The sequence below is a fragment of the Flagellimonas flava genome (assembly GCF_050617915.1).
GTDB classification, from domain to species: Bacteria; Bacteroidota; Bacteroidia; order Flavobacteriales; family Flavobacteriaceae; genus Flagellimonas; species Flagellimonas flava_A.
Genome location: NZ_JBODQE010000006.1, coordinates 228,275 through 246,113, shown reverse-complemented (window position 1 = coordinate 246,113; position 17,839 = coordinate 228,275). Strand labels below are relative to the sequence as shown.

Below are 17,839 nucleotides of genomic sequence, written 5' to 3'. Positions count from 1 at the left end.
AACGCCAGATGAAAACAAATTCAATTCTAAAGACTGTTATAACCCTATTTTGCTTGATACCTGTAATGGTCATCGGGCAAAAATCCGCTTCAGGAATCAGCCATTCTTTTTTTATTGCAGGCCCTCAGTTTACAGGAATCATTGATGAAGCAGGTGAGGTTGTTTGGGATTCCCAAAAAGCTGGTGCGAGAGATGGTTATGTGCTAAAAAATGGAAATATCCTGGTTTGTTGGGCAGATGAGGTAAAGGAATTTAATAAAAAAAAGGAAGTGATCCTAAGCTATAAACGGGCCGAAGACCTTATGGAATTGGGAACTGCTGTGCGCCTTTCCAATGGACATACTTTGATAACGGAATCAGGGACACAACCTAGAATTGTGGAAATCGACAAGAAGGGAGTAGTGGTAAAAAGTGTTCCGTTGCAACCGGAAACGGATAATGTACACATGCAAACTAGAATGGCCAGAAAGCTCAAAAATGGAAATTATTTGGTGCCACACTTGCTTGCCTTTGCAGTAAAAGAGTATCAACCTGACGGAACAGTGGTGAACACATTCAGTACGGATTACGAACAATTTGGGGGCCGCTCGGCAGAGACCTGGCCGTTCACAGCAATTCGGATGAAGAATGGCAATACCTTGGTCACTTTGACCCATGGAAACAGGGTGGTTGAGTTGGACGCGAATGGAAATATTGTCTGGGAAATTGATAATTCCCTGTTTTCAGAAAAGCCTTTGGTAGACCCCTGCGGTGCGCAAAGATTGCCCAATGGAAACACGGTAATTGCAAGTTATGGAGCCCAAAAAGGAATTAAGATGTTTGAAGTGGATCCGGACAAGAACATCGTATGGACTTACGAAGCCCATCGTGCCCATCATTTTCAAATATTAACCACAAATGGTAAACCCGTAAAGGGAACACCACTCAAATAAGAAACAGGATTGCTAACGATTTTACTAAACAGCGCTGGGGAAGCACCCGCTGACATTCTCATTTTTTTTGGTAGGATACACCCCTTGGTTGTTCATTTACCTATTGGATTTTTGTTGTTGGCTGCTTTGGTGGAAGTAGTTGCAAAAAAACCAAAATTCCAGCCTTTGGGAAAGTTCACCCATTATCTATGGGCCTTGGGAAGTCTAAGTGCTTTGGTGGCGGTTGTCTTGGGATACTTTCTTTCCTTATCTGGGGATTACAATGAAAATACCTTATTCTGGCATAAGTGGGTGGGCGTTGCGGTTTTTGTGTTTTCCCTTGGGTGCTATTACACATCCAAAAAGCAAGTGAAGCTTCCATTTTTTGGTAAATCCTTGCTCATCGGACTAGTCGTGATTGCGGTGTTTTATACAGGCCATTTGGGAGGAAATTTAACCCACGGTTCCACGTACTTGTTGGAATATGCCCCCAACGTTGTCCGGAATATTGCGGGAATGCCTGACAAAGCGGTTCCGCGAAAAAAAGTGACCGTCCTGGATTCCGCAGATGTTTACCTGGACCTGATATCACCAATAATGGACAGCCGTTGTGTAAGCTGTCATAACAAGGATAAAAAGAAAGGCGATTTGGATTTGACCACTTTTGCTCATCTCATGGCAGGTGGGGAAAATGGTGAAATCCTGATTCCTGGAGATCTCAATTCCAGCGATCTGTACAGACGAATAACCCTGCCAGAATCCCATGACGATTTCATGCCCTCGGAGGGCAAACCGCCACTATCTGAAGAAGAGGTGGCCCTGATAGGATGGTGGATCAGCGCCCAAGCACCAGCAGAAGGTTATTTTACAGCATTGAACCAAGATCAGGAAATGCAGGATTTGGTTGAAAAGTATTTGGGATTGGATCAGAACAAACTACTAAATCAACAAGTTGAAGCACCCAATATGAATGTTGTGGATTCGTTGACCAACCTTGGTTTTATCTTGAATCCATTGATGATAGACAATCATTTTTTGGAGGCCAATTTTAGCTTGAGCGAACAAGAATTCACCAATGAAGCCTCAGAAACCCTACTGCTGCTCAAAGATCAAATCATTTGGCTGAATTTGAGCAACTCCGGGATTGAGGATGGGCACTTGCCAAAAATTGGTCAATTGGAAAATCTGATCAAACTGAATCTGAGCAAAAATGACATTTCTGATGAGGGCCTGACCCATCTCTCCAATTTGACAAATTTGGAATCGCTAAATCTGTATAAAACGGGTATTTCTGATGGCTTGTTGGAAGTAATCCCAAAACTCACTAACCTGAGACGACTGTACATTTCGGAAACCATGGTCGATAGTACCGTGGTAACTCAATTACAGCAGCATAAAAATCTAAGGATAGAATTTGATTGACTTGCCACAGTCTAATTATACCTTACCCAAACGCACAGGTCTATTTTCTTTTAAGGATTGGTTCGCTGCCTCGGCAATTTCCATAGCTTTAAGGCCATCTTCCCCAGTTACGGGCATAGGTCGATTATTGATAAGGGCATCCACAAAAACCCGAATCTCTTCAAGGTAAGAGCTTTCATAACGATCCATAAAAAAGTTCAAATGACGATCAAAGGTAGTACCGGTTTCGGTGGCAACGCTTACATTGCTTTTTAGCGGATTGTCCACTTTTATGACCCCTTTGGATCCAAAAACCTCTAAACGTTGGTCGTACCCGTATTTGGTTTCCCGACTGTTTTCTATGGTAGCCATCGCTCCATTTTCAAACTTAAGCAGCACCGTGGCAGAATCAATATCGCCTGCCTCGCCAATGGCGGGATCTACCAGGCAGTTGCCAGAAGCATAAACTTCAACTACTTCGCATCCCATGATAAACCGGGCCATATCAAAATCGTGGATGGTCATATCCTTGAACAAGCCCCCGGATTGTTTAATATAGGAAATGGGGGGTGGTTGGGGATCTCTACTTATGATATGCAGATTACGTAAATCTCCAATTTTTCCATCTGAAATTGCTTCCCGTACTTTTGCAAAGTTGGTATCAAACCTTTGGTTGAAACCAATCATCAAGGGCACATTCAATGCGGAGATTGCCGCAACGGTTTCCCTTGCTTTGTCCAAGGATTTGTCAATGGGCTTTTCGCAGAAAACAGCTTTTCCTGCTTCTGCTGCCTTGACGGCATATGTTGAGTGGGTGTCACTTGGGGAACTGATAAGCACAGCATCAATTTCGGGATTGTTTAGAATGATGCCAATGTCATTGGATACATTGGGGATTCCTAAGTCATGCGCGAATGTTTGCCCTTCTTTCCCGGGGTTGACGGCGGCGATCAAATGCACGCCTTCAATTTTTCTAGAGAGATTTTCGAGGTGGATTTTTCCCATTCTACCCACCCCGATTATTCCAATATTTACCATGTAATACTGTTTATATAAATATACGTTTCATAGCCTACAAAAACAACAGAATTTTGTTGTGAAAACAGGGAAATTCCCTTTGAAATCAAGGGGTTGAGCCAATTTTTGTAATTGGGAACATAAAGCAAGCGAACCAAATTTGGAAATCGGAAAAATCCCTTGCATAAAATGGAATAAGATCTAGATGGTTTAGGGTAAAATTGAAGCTGGATTGGTCCAGTACACCCTCAACATGGGTTTAAAAAATTCACCGAGGTCTATGTAATCTTAGTAATGTTAAATTTTTAAATTTTGGTAAACAAGATGTGTTAAATGCAAAAAAAGTATATAAAAATGCTAAAAAATGGTAAAGCGCGTGTTTGGTTTTTTCTATTACTTTGGCTTTAGGATTTTATTGCTGATATTTTTTTATGTAGCATTTCCGCCATGACCAAACAAACAAAAACGTTCCTCCTCCACACTGATGAGGCCCTTTTAAATCGTTTAAAAAACAACGATGAAAGAGCCCTTACCGCTTTTTATGATAGGTATTGGGATGCTGCATTTTTGGCTGCTTATAACATCTTGAAGGATAAGAAACTTTGCGAAGATATTGTTCAGGATGTGTTTCTTGATATTTGGAACCGTCGGAAAAAAATAAGAATTAGTACCACGTTCAAAAGTTATTTCTTTTCCTGTATACGCTATCAGGTTTTTGCCCAAATACGTAGAAAGAGCAAAAATGTTCGGGTTGAGGTATTTGAAAACCTTGGGCCTCGGGTGCATTATGGTTGCCCGGAATCCGAATATTTATATCAAGAGTTGGTAGCCCAAGTGAACAGTAGCGTGGAACAATTGCCAAAGAAGTGCCGAGAAGTGTACAAGCTGAGCCGACATGAGCAATTAACACATGCGGAAATTTCTAGTCGCTTGGATATTTCAACCAAAACCGTTGAAAACCACATGACCAAGGCTCTTAAAATACTTAGGAACACCGTAGGTAATTTTCTGGTTCTCATCAGTTTTCATCTCTTCTAATTTCTTTTTCTGTATCTAAGCTTTCGCTTTGGATTTAGCCCTTTGATAAAAAAAATGAAAAAAATTCATTTTTAAATAGGGGATACCTTCCTTAATTGACACTATACAATAAAGGCCCATCAGAGGCCAATTGATTCGTATGGATAAAAAGAGCTTTTTAGCCTTATTGGAAAAACATCTGGAAGGAAAAACCACTAAGGAAGAAGAAAGATTTTTGCTTAACTATTTTAATAGTTTTCAGGAAGACGATTCTGATAGCTGGCCCGAAGAACTGGGAAATCGGCAAGAGTTAAAGGACAAAATGTTGGCCCGTTTGACCACGAGGATGGCACAGAAATCCAAAAGGAACATAAAGGTAAAGCCCTTATGGTCCAAAAGGTTACTGAAATATGCGGCCACTGCGGCTGCCGTTTTTGGGGTGCTCTACGTTTTCCAGCGTTATAAGGAGACAGGACTGTCCGCTACGTCCAATACGGACAATTCCGGCGCCATAGTGCTAAAATTGGATAATGGCAATGTGGACCTGATTTCCGAAAACGATCAAAAGAAAATTACCGATTCCAAGGGCAACGTGGTTGGTTACCAAAAGGGAAACACCATTGCCTATGAGCAAAAACCGAACCCTAAGGGGTTGGTTTATAATGAACTGACGGTTCCTTTGGGTAAAAGATTTGATTTGGTATTGTCAGATGGTACCACGGTAAAAGTCAATGCGGGAAGTACGATAAAATATCCTGTTCAATTTATTGAGGGCATTCCTAGGGAAGTTGAAGTATGGGGAGAGGCTTATTTTGATGTTACCAAAGATGTAAACCATCCATTTTTAGTCAATGCCAACAATATACAGGTGGAAGTGTTGGGAACCAAGTTCAATGTGTCATCCTATCCTGAAGATGAGGATATCAGCACAGTGTTGGTAGAGGGCTCGGTGAAATTATCGGCCAGGAATACGGATGAAATTCGGGGTTCCCTAGTTATTAAGCCAAATCAAAAAGCATCCTTGAACAAAAGAACAGCTCAAATGACCGTGACGGAAGTAGATACGGATATCTATACCTCCTGGATCAACGGCAGGATTGTCTTTAAAAACTGTCCATTCAAGAATATCCGAAAAAAGTTGGAAAGACGATACAATGTTTCAATTATCAACAATAACAGCTCTCTGGAGGAAAAATACTATAACGCTTCATTTGACATTGAGACCATTGAGGAGGTAATGGAAGCTTTTAAAGAGAATTATGCTATTGATTACACCATATCTAACAATCAGATAATTATTAACTAAAACAAACTTGCATGACCAAAAACTAACGAACCAAAAAATCACAAAATCGGAGGATGGGCCAACATCCTCCGATGGTCAAACGTGATTCAACCTAATGTTAAACCACAATAACGCTATTAAAAGTATGAAAAAAACAACTAATTCGGGTGTGCCTTTATGGGGCATCCCGAAATTTGACCTCAAAATGAAACTGACAACAATTTTGGTAATTGTTTCGTTTTTCCAAATTCAGGCCAGTACATACTCTCAAACCACAAAAATTTCGTTGGATCTAACGCAGGTGAGGGTGGAGAAGGTGTTGGATGAGATTGAACGAAATACCGATTTTAAGTTCTTGGCCGATACCCAGGAAGTCAATCTGGGAAGAATTGTTTCCATCAAAGTGAAAAATGAAAGGATTAAAACAATCTTGGATAGAATTTTCACTGACGGCAATGTCGTTTATTCGATATTGGGCAAACAGATCGTGCTAAAAAGGAACTCACAGATGCAAACTGACGGCAACAATCCAGTTGTCCAGAGATCCATATCCGGAACCACAGTAGATGCAGACGGGCAACCGCTTCCGGGTGTTAATGTTATTGAAAAAGGAACAGGCAATGGAACATCTAGCGATTTTGATGGGAATTACACCCTTAATGTGTCCAGTGATTCTGCCACTTTGGTGTTTTCCTATATAGGTTTTGTCACCGTAGAAGTTCCTGTTGAGAATCAGACCACAATCAATGTGACCATGAAAGAAGACGCAAGTCAGTTGGACGAAGTAGTGGTCACCGCGTTGGGTATTAGAAAAGACGCTAAAGCACTGGGTTATGCGGTTTCCAAGGTGGATTCCGAGCGGGTTCTTGCCAGTGGATCTCCTGTAAATGCTTTGCAATCACTTTATGGAACCGCTTCCGGGGTGCAAGTAGCCAGTACGGCTAGCGGACCTACGGGAGGTTTTAAAATCAATATCCGTAATGCCGTATCCTTTGACCAGAATTCTACCACACGGCCTTTGATAGTTGTAGATGGGATCCCAATTTATGATCAAGATACCGGGATTACTCGAAATGCAAGAACAGGAAGGGACAATGGAACGGGAATAAATGATATTAATGCGGAGGACATTGAGTCCATGGAAATCCTTAAAGGGGCAAAGGCCTCTGTACTTTATGGTAGTGAAGGAGCCAATGGGGTAATATTGATTACCACTAAATCCGGATCCAGAAGCAGGGGACTTGGTATTAGCGCTTCCATGACCACGACCATCGAACAAAGTGCATTTACACCTGTCCTTCAAGATCAGTACGGAACGGGTCGTAGCGCAAGTATAGATGCAAACGACGACCAAGGCTTTTATATCAATGAAGCGGGCGAAAGGGCACTTGATGTTAATGGCCCTGGCTTTGGCCCCAGATATGATCCCAGTGTACAACTTCGCTGGTGGGACGGTTCTCTTCGTCCTTGGCAACCCACAAGAAAAGATGTTTTTGAACAGCTTTTTAGAACAGGTAGTCAAAGACTTCTTAATGTTGCCGTAAGTTCAGGTGGAGAAAAGGGTTCTGTTCGTTTTGCATACACCAACATGGATTACAAGCCTATTACGAGAGGTGGAGATTACGACCGAAACACCTTTAGCGTAAATGCTTCTTATAAGCTTAATGATGCCATTTCCCTTAAATATGTAGGTAACTATTTTGTGACCGATAACTTAAACGCCTCTTTTGAGGGGTCTGCTGACGCACAAGGGTCCACCTCTAATTTGGGGGGGTATACACGTGATGTTGACGTAGATCTCTTGAGGAGATTCCTGGTTACGGAAAATGGATTTAACTTTTTCCGAGGTGAAGATCAGCAAAGGGAATTTATCTCCACAGGGAGACAAACTGTGGTAGGATCCCTATGGGATTGGACCCAGAATGAAAGTGAATTTAGACGTATTCATGGTATACAGTCTTTAACAATGGACATAACCTTGAGCAAAGTCTTTAGTGCACAAATCCTTGCTGGTATAGATAATACTGATGAAAGAAGTATTTATAGAGGTAAGTTGGAAGACCCCAGTTTAATTGGGCCAAATAGTGGCTCAGTGTTTAGGGATGAAAATCGTGAGATCAGAAGGTCCTATATTCAAGGAACACTTAATTTTGACACCTCCTTCAATGACTGGGGCATTTCCGGTCTAGTTGGTGCCATACATAGAGATAACCGCTTTCAGACCAAAGGAGCGGAGCGTATTGGTGGATTTGTAATCCCTAACTTCTTCTCTTTTAGCAACTTGCCTTCTGGTCAACAGCCCAACTATATTAATGATAATGGGCGTGATATACTTTATGGAGTTTTAGGATCTGTCCAGGTAGATTGGAAAGATCAGATTTTTGTAGAGGCGCAGGCTCGTCAAGACTGGTCCTCTATCCTACCTCCAAACAACAACAGCTATTTTTACCCAGGTATAAGTACTACTTGGATTGCTTCCAACTCCTTGAATCTTCCTTCTTTTGTTAAGTTTTTAAAACTAAGGACATCTTGGGCAGATGTTGGAAGACCAGGGCCGTTGTACTTTGGTAATGTAAACCTTGGAGTATCTCAATCTGGGAATGGATTCATTCTAAGCCCTCCAAATTCCCTACCTCCAATCGATGCCCAGTTTGTACAAAACCTGAAGCCGGAGAGAAAACGTGAGTTTGAAGCAGGTCTTGAAGCCTTCTTATTCGAAAACCAAAGAATAGGCATTGACTTCTCCATATACAGAGCAAATACCTATGATCAAATTATGGCGATTACCGCTCCACCCGGACTTGGGGTGAACACGGTTAGGGTAAATGCAGCTGATGTTCAGAACACAGGATGGGAATTGGGACTTAGGACCAAGCCGATCTTCAACAAGAATTTCCAATGGGGATTGGATATGACCTTTGCTTCGGCCCAGACTAAGGTAAATGGTCTAACGGATGACCTTACTTCCCAATTGTTGTTCGAGAGAAACGGCCTTAACTATGTTGCTGAAGTTGGCGGGGAATACGGGACGATCATCCAACAACAAGGATTCCGGAACTACATAAATCCATCCGATGACAACGATCCCAATAATGGCGCACGCATTGTTGAAAATGGTGGAGCTCGCTACGCATATAGCAGGAGCAGTAACAGAAAGGTTGGAAAATTGCTTCCCGATGTTACCGGGGGTGCGTTCAACAGATTTAGCTATAAGAACTTCACTTTAGTGGCCAATATCGACTATTCTTTTGGTGCGACCTTCGTAAGTGAAGCTGAGACATACATGTTGGCCGCAGGAGTCTTGCGGGAAAGTTTACCCTTTAGGGATGCTGCTACAGGGGGTCAAGCCTATTATATAAACGATGAAGGTACCAGAGTAGCGGGAACAAACCCAGGAACAGGAGCAACCTTTAATGACGGGGTTATATTGGATGGTGTACGTAGCGATGGGACACCAAATACCCAAGTTGTATCCGCAGAGGAATATTATGGATCATCTTACTTTTCCAACGGCTTCTTCCCAGAAGATCGAATTTTTAAAAGTGATTATATAGCCTTACGTAACGTGTCGTTGGATTACAGGCTTCCCGTTATTGCCCAGAAAATGGGGTTATCGGAAGCAGTAATCTCTGTTTTTGCCAATAATGTTGCTTATCTGTACAAAGCTGCACCCAACTCCATTCCCGAAGCTAGCAATGGTACAGGTTGGTCGGCTGGTGCTTTTTCTACCACAGCATTACCCTTGCAGAGATCGCTAGGATTGTCCTTAAGAGTTAAACTATAAAATTGCTAATTATGAAAAATGTATTAACTAAATTGACTTTATGTGTTCTGGTTTTGGCCACATCTTATAGTTGTCAAGATCAGCTAGAGGAGCTGTACCAAGATCCAGACGGTTTTTCCAAAAGCCAAGCAGATGCGGCCGGCGTAAGTATAATTGCTGGATACTTTACCTCCCAGTTGACCCAAGGATTTTATTTAAGGGGTGATTATGGTGCACAATACCATCAGATGCGAAGCGGATCCCGTGTAATGGGCACCGGGGTGCAATTGTATTATATGGCACCTGAAGCATTTGGTGTTTCATACACCTTACGTGATGTTGAAAACGATTGGGGATCGAATGGGTTTAACCGATCAGTTTTTAATCAATTGAACAGTAATTGGGTTAAGGGTATCCTTTGGGCTCAAAAGGAGTTCAATAACATTGCCGAAGCGGATCGTACCAAGTTGGATGTACTTTTTATGCGATTACTACATGCCTTAAAGGGATATGCCTACCAACGCGGAATTGATGGCTATGACAATGTTCCATATTTTCAGACCGGGTCTGCCGGAGCCTTGGATGGGGAAAGAGCTGAATGGTTGGGTCAAGAGGAAGTGTACCCTATTATAATTGCCGAACTGGGTGAAATTGAGGAATATTTATCCACTTTGGAATTGGATGCTAGCGAGCTAAGTGTTTTCCAAAATCAGGATGTTATTTTTAATGGTAGCATTATGCAATGGCGGAAGTACATCAATTCCCTAAGATTAAGATGGGCCATGACGGTTAGCGAAAGACTTCCAGACCTTACCACGGCAACTATCAATGAATTGGCTGGAAAACCACTTTTTGATGAGGCCAATGATGTGGCTGGATTAGCGGATATTGCTATTGTTGATCCCTCCCGCTTGCAGCGTGAATTGGGAATTACCCGGGCTTTTCGGGAAAGAGCAGATGAATGTCGCGCTCCAAAACGTTATTTGGAAGATACCATGTTTTGTATCCCAACCGAAGAAAGTGTGGTAGTGGAAGGAGAAACCTTGTACTATTTTAGTGGTGATAATGCTGCTGAAGGACTTGAGAACGGTACGGTGGATCCCAGAATCAAATACGTCTTCTCTTCGGATATCTTAGGCCGGTATATTGGTGCCGAAACCAGCTGGGATAATGGTAGCGACCCCAATAGTTATTTGAACAAAATAATTCGAACCTATTACATCAACGATCCCATTATGACGGATGTAAATGTTACTGAAATTTCTTTTGGTTCTGAAGATGGGGACGAGCAAACTATTGCGCTAAGTGCAGAATTGGAGGGTACCTTGATGGGTCGCGAGGCCTTCTTACTTGATGCTTTCCGTGGGTACCTTACAAGTTCCAGTGATACTAATTTCCAAATTGGTACCGATAATAACATGATTGCAGAATTCAACGTGCGCCCTTTGTATAATTTTGACATTAGATACCCCACGTTGCATGCTGTGGAAACTGAGCTTTCATTGGCCGAGGCTGCAGTGCGGGGCTTTGGAAATGCTGGATCCGCTCGTGAACATTATGCTAATGCCATTAAATTGTCTTGTGATTATTGGTACGACATTAATAATGACAACACCTATAGCCAGCAAACGGTGCCTGCATTCCCAAGCAATATGGATCCTTCCAGAATTGAAAGGGATAGACCTTCAAAAGAATATGATGCTGCTGTTTTTGCTGAATACGCCGCCCAGCAATTCGATACGATGACAGATCAAGAGAAGGTTCAAGCCATCTTCAATCAATTACAGTTGCACTATGGCCTATTCAATTTTGAGGTGCCATGGACATCTGCCAGACGATTGATAAGCTATCTAGGAGATAACCCTGGATCACCTTATGAAACATTTCGATGGAAGGAGCGCTTTCTGTACAATCCTAATATTCAGGCGACAGATCCAGCGGCTTGGGCTATCATTAGCCAAACGGACGATCCCGATATCCCAGTTTGGTTTACCGGGCGGAATACCAAATGGAAAAATGTACTTGAATAAAATCTAAACATGATCGAATAGATATCAAGAAGCCAAAATGATTGAAACAGTTCCTGTTGTAAATAAAATTTTGCTTCTAGTCACGGTCAATAAATAAAATAAACAAATGAAGAGAGTTTTTTATGTCATCCTTACATTGCTTTTGGTAGTTTCTTGTACCAAAGATGATGAAGGGTCTATATTCGGAAATGCAAGTGGAGATAATGGCAACATACTATCGGGTATCACCGTAAAGTTGTATTCCGAGAATACTGCCTTGCTCCAACAAACAACAACGGATGCAGAAGGTAACTTCAACTTTACGGGCTTGGATGCGGCCAATTATTATGTGGGTGCTACCATTACTGTTGGTGATGTTGTGTGGGATACTGGTAATACTCCCCAAATTGTGTATGTAGGTGGAGAAGTTGCAAAGGAAGTTGTACTCACCTTGAACCAGAAATAGCGGGCTTACTTTGTTTTAAAAAACTAACAGTTATTGAAACAGAGTTCGCAACGCATATTGTTTGAGTTATGTTAGTTGGATTGCCGGCCATTTATGGCCGGCTTTCTTTTTATGACTTGGGCTTGGGTCCTTGTCAGTTCCCTTTGGTTTCCCACATCTAATCCAAAATCTCAACCTCTTCTGGAACCATAAAAAATAGTACACAACCTGTTGAGGTTTTAACACTGTGTTTAAATCCAGGAGGGGTATAAAGGTAATCCCCCTTTTTAAGGACAGCCCCTTCTATAATGCATGTTCCTTCCAAAACCAACAGTTCTTCCCCTGCCGGATGATTGTGATAAGGGTAACTTGTTTCTGGTTCAAATTTGAGTATAAAACTGGAAGGCCTGCCAATTTTTTCCAAACGCAATGGTTTCACGTAAATACCTTTGGTATCCACCCCATTCTCATTTAAAGGTTTCCATGCCATTGAATCGGTACGGACGATGTAATCTTCAATATTTGTGCTCATATTGTTTAGTGATTTTAATGCTGAACAAAAACTTTGAGTACAAAGATGAGTGGCACAATCCATCCAAGAAATAGAGGATTTTGCAAAAAGCATGTAATTTTTAGTCCTTTACCCCTTTTTTAAAAGATTGGGGCGACAAATTCGTATGCTTCTTAAAAAAATTGGAAAAGTAGAAAGGATCATTGAACCCCAGGGCATAGGCTGTTTCATTAACGTGTAGATTTTCATAATAAAACAGTCTTTTAGCTTCTGAAATAATCAATCCGTGTATGATCTGCTGAGCTGTCTTTCCAGCATGGAGCTTGGAAAGTTCGTTGAGTCGAATTTCGGTGGTGCCCAAAACCTGGGCATAGTATTTCACTGGTCTCTTATGTTGGAAATCTTCCCTAATCAATTCAAGGAACTTAAGAAAAAGCGCTTCAGGTTTCCAAATTTCCTTTCCTTTTCCAACCTTGGCCCTGTTGAGTTCAATCAGAATGAGTTCAATTCTTGAATGGATTGAGCTTGTGAATTGATAGGGTTTTTCCTTGAGTTCTTTGGAAATAAGATCCAATTGGGTTTGTATGGAAGGGTGTTGGGATATTTCAATAATCTCGTTGCGATCAAAGTGGCAAAAAAGTCCGTTGTGAAAAATGAGCTCAATGTCCTTATCATCTTTACAGAAAAAGTCATAGGTAAATTCCAGGACGGTACCGTTTGCTCCTGAAGTTTTCTTGAATTTATGATATTGACCTGAAGTAATGGTTATAACGCTGTTAGAGGGAATATCAAATTGTATTCCATCAATTTCCATTTCCACATTTCCCTTGGAACAGTAAACGAGAACATATTTTTTTACTCTTCTATGCCCCTTTGGAAGTTGATTCGAGTATAAGGGTATGATTTCTGTCATTCTCAACGGCAATTTGTCCTTTTAACCCTTGACATTTTAGGTAGTAAAGGCCATTTTAAATGTATGAAAAACTTCGATTGGGAGTGTGGTGTATGGTTTACAAAGTCTTGCTGCTGGATATTGGTAAAAAGAAAAAAACAAGGTTATGTGTGATGTTATTATAGCTCGGTTCCAACTTTTGTGATTTCCCATAAATCCTTTTAGATCACTTTATGGTACAAAAAAAACCTTACATAGTAAGGGTTTTGTACACGAGGCGGGCACCGATTTTCATCGGCAGTGGACACAAGTCCTTTTTATGTCACTTTGCTCCATAAAAAAGCCCTTACAAAGTAAGGGCTTCCTCGCTGTACTCGAGGCGGGACTTGAACCCGCACGGCCACAATGGCCATTGGATTTTAAGTCCAACGTGTCTACCAATTCCACCACTCGAGCTTGCATGCCGTAGGACGGCATTTGGACTTAATCTTCAGTATTTTCAATATCTCTGTCTTGAATCAAGGTCTTTAAAAACTCCTTTCCAAATCCAGATTTTAATTTCTTCTCATAAGCCCTGGCTTCCAACCTTGTTTTAAATTCTTTTTTAAAGCTTAAAACAAATGGCCTATATGGCTTAGTTGTTTTGTTTTTGCCCGAATTATGCTCCTTTAATCTTCTTTCAAGACCGGAAGTAATTCCGACGTAAATATAACCTCTTTGCAAACTACTTAGAGCGTAGGTATAGAACATATTCTTGTTATCAATGTTTGTCTACCAACCTGCCTGCCGGCAGGCAGGTTCCACCACTCGAGCTTGCATGCCAAGGCATGGCATTGGACTCCAAAAAAAAACTCCACCCGTAAGCAATGAGCGGAGTTGAAGTCGAGCGAAAAACGGGATTCGAACCCGCGACCTCCACCTTGGCAAGGTGATGCTCTACCAACTGAGCTATTTTCGCATTTTAAAGAACTAGGCACCCCTTTTCGCTGGTGCGGATGCAAATTTAATATATTTCTTTAAATCCAAAAGAATTTTTAAGCAAAAGAGCCAGCTAATATCTGTTTCTCCGAGAATAGATATTGAAAGCTTTGGATGGGACTCGTCCCGCCTTTGCGGGATGGCAAAGTTTCAATATCGGTTTTGCGATTGCAAAAATTCCTGCGGAGAAAATGTCCTTTCTTTGGTTCGTTTCTTTGGACAAGCAAAGAAATGAACTAATAAGTTCAAGAACTTGAAAATTGTACTCAACTGAAATCCATTGCAACTAAAGGAAAACGGTTTACGAACTTGCCTTTTTCTTTTTACTTAACAGCCGTTTAATTTCATTTAACTTCATTAAGGCCTCCACAGGGGTCAGGGTATCAATGTCCAAATGCAGAATTTCTTCCTTGATTTCCTCCAAAAGGGGATCATCCAGATTGAAGAAACTCAATTGCATTTCATTTTGTGTAGCCTGGAGCTTATCAGTGATTTCCTCACTGGAATGGGATTTTTCCAGTTTTTTCAGGATTTTATTGGCTTTTAGGATGACCTGCTGCGGCATGCCCGCCATTTTGGCCACATGGATTCCAAAGCTGTGCTCACTACCCCCGGGAACCAGTTTTCTTAGAAAAAGCACATTGTCTTTTAACTCCTTTACCGAAACGTTGAAATTCTTGATACGCTCAAAGGTGGTGGTCATTTCATTAAGCTCGTGGTAATGCGTGGCAAAGAGCGTCTTGGCCTTGGCGGGATGTTCGTGCAAATACTCCGAAATGGCCCAAGCAATGGAGATACCATCATAGGTGCTGGTACCACGCCCAATCTCATCCAGGAGCACCAAACTTCTTTCCGATAAATTGTTCAGGATAGAGGCTGTTTCGTTCATCTCCACCATAAAAGTGGACTCGCCCATGGAAATATTGTCACTGGCTCCCACTCGTGTAAAAATCTTGTCCACCAAACCAATATGGGCTTCAGAAGCGGGAACAAAGCTGCCCATTTGAGCCAGGAGTACAATCAGCGCGGTCTGTCTCAAAATAGCCGATTTACCACTCATATTGGGCCCTGTGATCATGATAATTTGTTGCTCTTCCCGATTCAATAGCACGTCATTGGTCACATAACTTTCACCTAAGGGCAATTGCTTTTCAATAACCGGGTGCCTACCGTCTTTAATTTCCAAAGTGGTGGAATCGGAAATCGTTGGCTCCACATAATCGTTTTCACAGGCCAATTGAGCAAAACCGCAAAGGCAGTCTAGCTGGGCCACCAAGTACGCATTTTGCTGTACGGGTGCGATGTATTCCTGCATCCAGACCAACAACTGATCAAACAATTGTTGCTCCAAATGGTAGATGCGTTCTTCCGCCCCAAGGATTTTGGCCTCATATTCCTTGAGTTCTTCGGTAATGTAGCGCTCTGCATTGACCAAGGTCTGTTTACGGATCCAACTTTCTGGAACCTTGTCCTTATGGGTGTTTCTAACTTCAATATAATATCCGAAGACGTTGTTGGAGGCAATTTTAAGGGAAGTAATGCCCGTTTGTTCCGTTTCCCGTTCCAGCATTTTATCCAGATAATCCTTACTGGAAAATGCAAGATTGCGCAGTTCATCCAACTCTATGGAATAGCCTTCAGCGATGGTGTTTCCCTTCGCAAGATTTACCGGGGCCTCCTCGTGCACCACTTCTTTTATTTTGGTCCGAAGTACTTCGCAAGCATCCATGTCCTCCCCAATTTGTTTCAATGAGGGGTTGGAACTTTCTTGGGCCAATTGCTTGATGGGAACCAAGGCTTCCAAAGAATTCTTTAACTGGATCACCTCTTTTGGGTTGATTTTCCCAGTGGCCAATTTGGAAATCAAGCGTTCCAAATCTCCCATTTGCTTGATCCAATGCTGTAGCTTTTCCAGTTGGGGCTCCTCGGCTTTTAGATGGGCCACCACCTGATGTCTTCTTTGGATTTTATCCTGATTTTTAAGGGGAAGGGCAAGCCATCTTTTCAATAACCTACCACCCATGGGTGAAAGGGTTTTGTCAATGATGTCCAACAGCGTTACCGCATTGAGGTTGGTGGAATGATAAAGTTCCAGATTTCGAATGGTAAAGCGATCCATCCAAACGTATTCCTCTTCCGCAATGCGCTGGATTCTGTTGATGTGCTGAAGTTGCTTGTGCTGGGTTTCGGACAAATAATGGAGCACTGCCCCCGATGCCACAATTCCATGGGCCAAATGATCTATGCCAAAACCTTGAAGGGTTTTGGTCTTAAAATGGGAGTTGAGACTCTCTAGGGCATAGTCGTCTTGAAAAATCCAATCTTCCAGAAAAAAACTGTGCAATTGGTTACCAAATACCTCCAAAAACTCCTTTTTGTGGTTTTTTGAGACCAATACCTCGTTTGGGGAAAAGTTTTGCAGGAGTTTGTCCACCTGCTCCACGGAACCCTCGGAAGTCAGAAATTCGCCCGTTGAAATATCCAAGAAAGACACCCCAAGTTTTTGCCTTCCAAAATGAACGGCACAAAGAAAATTATTGTTTTTGGCGGATAGAATATCGTCATTTAGGGCTACCCCGGGCGTAACCAATTCGGTGACCCCCCGCTTGACAATGCTCTTCGTCATTTTGGGATCCTCCAACTGATCACAAATGGCAACACGCTGTCCAGCCTTTACCAGTTTGGGTAAATAGGTATTTAGGGAATGATGCGGGAACCCGGCCAGTTCGGTTTTATCACCCCCGTTGTTTCTATGGGTAAGGATAATGCCCAAAATTTTGGAGGCCTTGATGGCGTCCTCCCCGAAGGTCTCATAAAAGTCACCTACCCTAAAAAGCAACAACGCATCAGGATGTTTGGTCTTGATGGTATTGTACTGCTGCATTAAAGGAGTTACCTTTTTTGATTTTGAAGAAGCTGCCAAAGCGCTGTTATTTTGGTTAAAAATGAAGAGGTTGAAACGAATGTAGCTTTTTCAGGCATTCCCCAAAATAATTGTTGATATTTTTGCCACAATAGTTGAAAAATATGAGTCGGAAACTGGAAAACAGGGAATTGGATAGATTGGACCTCGAGGGATTTAAGTCAGCCCAAAAATCCCCGATCATTCTTATTCTGGACAACATCCGAAGTCTGAACAATATTGGTTCCGTCTTTAGGACTGCAGATGCCTTTTTGGTGCAAAAAATCTATTTGTGTGGAATTACGGCGACCCCGCCCCATAAAGACATCCGAAAGACGGCTCTGGGAGCTACCGAAAGCGTGGAGTGGGAATACCGAAAGGAAACCTTGGAATTGGTTGAGGAACTCAAGGCATCTGGGGTTAAGACCCTAGCTGTAGAGCAAGCGGAAGCTGCTATCATGTTGAATGAATTTGAACCCCAGTTAGATGTGCCTTTAGCCTTGATTTTTGGACACGAAGTCAAAGGAGTTTCCCAAGAGGTGGTTTCGGCCTGCGATGCTGTTTTGGAGATTCCGCAGTTTGGTACCAAGCATTCCTTGAACATTTCGGTAAGCGCCGGGGTTGTAGTGTGGGATGTGTGGAACAAAATCAACACCCAAAAAACAAAAAAGCCCTGAAAAATCAGGGCTAAACATATAGTTTGAGTTA

General features: G+C 42.1%; 13 protein-coding genes and 2 tRNA genes. 8 read left to right on the top strand and 7 right to left on the bottom strand.

The window, feature by feature from the left end; genetic code table 11:
- Positions 1-8: 8 nt before the first annotated feature.
- Together ACRHOZ_RS16435 and ACRHOZ_RS16430 are read left to right on the top strand one after the other, a co-directional pair.
- Positions 9-932, top strand: a complete 924-nt coding sequence (locus ACRHOZ_RS16435) for a hypothetical protein (RefSeq protein WP_431127778.1) — start codon at positions 9-11, stop codon at positions 930-932.
- A 9-nt stretch (positions 933-941) separates the two neighbouring features.
- Positions 942-2,333, top strand: a complete 1,392-nt coding sequence (locus tag ACRHOZ_RS16430) for a c-type cytochrome domain-containing protein (RefSeq protein ID WP_431127775.1) — start codon at positions 942-944, stop codon at positions 2,331-2,333.
- 15 nt (positions 2,334-2,348) lie between these two features.
- Here ACRHOZ_RS16430 and iolG read toward each other — a convergent pair whose 3' ends face one another.
- Positions 2,349-3,350 (bottom strand): inositol 2-dehydrogenase, encoded by a 1,002-nt coding sequence (gene iolG / locus ACRHOZ_RS16425; RefSeq protein ID WP_431127772.1) that lies wholly within the window; start codon positions 3,348-3,350, stop codon positions 2,349-2,351.
- Positions 3,351-3,776: 426 nt separating this feature from the next.
- Between iolG and ACRHOZ_RS16420 the strand changes: the two genes are divergently transcribed.
- The 5 genes from ACRHOZ_RS16420 (at position 3,777) to ACRHOZ_RS16400 (ending at position 11,869) form a co-directional block, all read left to right on the top strand.
- A complete protein-coding gene (locus ACRHOZ_RS16420) occupies positions 3,777-4,367 on the top strand; it encodes an RNA polymerase sigma-70 factor (protein WP_431127769.1) in 591 nt (196 codons plus the stop codon).
- A gap of 139 nt (positions 4,368-4,506) precedes the next feature.
- Positions 4,507-5,652 carry a FecR family protein gene (locus tag ACRHOZ_RS16415; RefSeq protein ID WP_431127766.1) on the top strand — a complete coding sequence of 382 codons (1,146 nt, stop codon included), beginning with the start codon at positions 4,507-4,509 and terminating at the stop codon, positions 5,650-5,652.
- A 184-nt stretch (positions 5,653-5,836) separates the two neighbouring features.
- Entirely contained in the window at positions 5,837-9,415 is a 3,579-nt protein-coding gene (locus ACRHOZ_RS16410; RefSeq protein ID WP_431127763.1) for a SusC/RagA family TonB-linked outer membrane protein, read from the top strand.
- 11 nt (positions 9,416-9,426) lie between these two features.
- Positions 9,427-11,424 carry a SusD/RagB family nutrient-binding outer membrane lipoprotein gene (locus tag ACRHOZ_RS16405; RefSeq protein WP_431127760.1) on the top strand — a complete coding sequence of 666 codons (1,998 nt, stop codon included), beginning with the start codon at positions 9,427-9,429 and terminating at the stop codon, positions 11,422-11,424.
- Positions 11,425-11,530: 106 nt separating this feature from the next.
- Entirely contained in the window at positions 11,531-11,869 is a 339-nt protein-coding gene (locus ACRHOZ_RS16400; RefSeq protein WP_420398679.1) for an SdrD B-like domain-containing protein, read from the top strand.
- A gap of 157 nt (positions 11,870-12,026) precedes the next feature.
- Here the strand turns inward: ACRHOZ_RS16400 and ACRHOZ_RS16395 are convergent, their stop codons facing one another.
- From ACRHOZ_RS16395 to mutS, 6 genes are all read right to left on the bottom strand, one after another.
- On the bottom strand, positions 12,027-12,380 hold the full coding sequence (locus tag ACRHOZ_RS16395; protein WP_431127756.1) for a dimethylsulfonioproprionate lyase family protein: 354 nt from the start codon (positions 12,378-12,380) through the stop codon (positions 12,027-12,029).
- 100 nt (positions 12,381-12,480) lie between these two features.
- On the bottom strand, positions 12,481-13,272 hold the full coding sequence (locus tag ACRHOZ_RS16390; RefSeq protein WP_431127753.1) for a helix-turn-helix domain-containing protein: 792 nt from the start codon (positions 13,270-13,272) through the stop codon (positions 12,481-12,483).
- 350 nt (positions 13,273-13,622) lie between these two features.
- A tRNA-Leu gene (locus ACRHOZ_RS16385) sits at positions 13,623-13,707 on the bottom strand.
- Between the two features lie 27 nt (positions 13,708-13,734).
- Complete coding sequence (locus tag ACRHOZ_RS16380) at positions 13,735-14,001, bottom strand: GIY-YIG nuclease family protein (protein WP_431127750.1); 267 nt, start codon at positions 13,999-14,001, stop codon at positions 13,735-13,737.
- 135 nt (positions 14,002-14,136) lie between these two features.
- Positions 14,137-14,209, bottom strand: a tRNA-Gly gene (locus tag ACRHOZ_RS16375).
- Positions 14,210-14,530: 321 nt separating this feature from the next.
- Positions 14,531-17,113 carry a DNA mismatch repair protein MutS gene (mutS, locus tag ACRHOZ_RS16370; RefSeq protein WP_431127867.1) on the bottom strand — a complete coding sequence of 861 codons (2,583 nt, stop codon included), beginning with the start codon at positions 17,111-17,113 and terminating at the stop codon, positions 14,531-14,533.
- A gap of 143 nt (positions 17,114-17,256) precedes the next feature.
- On the opposite strand from mutS, the gene ACRHOZ_RS16365 reads away from it, so the two are divergent.
- Positions 17,257-17,808 (top strand): RNA methyltransferase, encoded by a 552-nt coding sequence (locus ACRHOZ_RS16365; protein WP_431127747.1) that lies wholly within the window; start codon positions 17,257-17,259, stop codon positions 17,806-17,808.
- The last annotated feature ends 31 nt before the right edge of the window (positions 17,809-17,839 follow it).

Coding starts and splice junctions, on each gene's coding strand:
- ACRHOZ_RS16365 (WP_431127747.1), top strand. CDS start 17,257: ATGAGTCGGAAACTGGAAAACAGGGAATTGGATAGATTGGACCTCGAG.
- ACRHOZ_RS16395 (WP_431127756.1), bottom strand. CDS start 12,380: ATGAGCACAAATATTGAAGATTACATCGTCCGTACCGATTCAATGGCA.
- ACRHOZ_RS16405 (WP_431127760.1), top strand. CDS start 9,427: ATGAAAAATGTATTAACTAAATTGACTTTATGTGTTCTGGTTTTGGCC.
- ACRHOZ_RS16400 (WP_420398679.1), top strand. CDS start 11,531: ATGAAGAGAGTTTTTTATGTCATCCTTACATTGCTTTTGGTAGTTTCT.
- iolG (WP_431127772.1), bottom strand. CDS start 3,350: ATGGTAAATATTGGAATAATCGGGGTGGGTAGAATGGGAAAAATCCAC.
- ACRHOZ_RS16435 (WP_431127778.1), top strand. CDS start 9: ATGAAAACAAATTCAATTCTAAAGACTGTTATAACCCTATTTTGCTTG.
- ACRHOZ_RS16390 (WP_431127753.1), bottom strand. CDS start 13,272: ATGACAGAAATCATACCCTTATACTCGAATCAACTTCCAAAGGGGCAT.
- ACRHOZ_RS16415 (WP_431127766.1), top strand. CDS start 4,507: ATGGATAAAAAGAGCTTTTTAGCCTTATTGGAAAAACATCTGGAAGGA.
- ACRHOZ_RS16410 (WP_431127763.1), top strand. CDS start 5,837: ATGAAACTGACAACAATTTTGGTAATTGTTTCGTTTTTCCAAATTCAG.
- ACRHOZ_RS16380 (WP_431127750.1), bottom strand. CDS start 14,001: ATGTTCTATACCTACGCTCTAAGTAGTTTGCAAAGAGGTTATATTTAC.
- ACRHOZ_RS16420 (WP_431127769.1), top strand. CDS start 3,777: ATGACCAAACAAACAAAAACGTTCCTCCTCCACACTGATGAGGCCCTT.
- mutS (WP_431127867.1), bottom strand. CDS start 17,113: ATGCAGCAGTACAATACCATCAAGACCAAACATCCTGATGCGTTGTTG.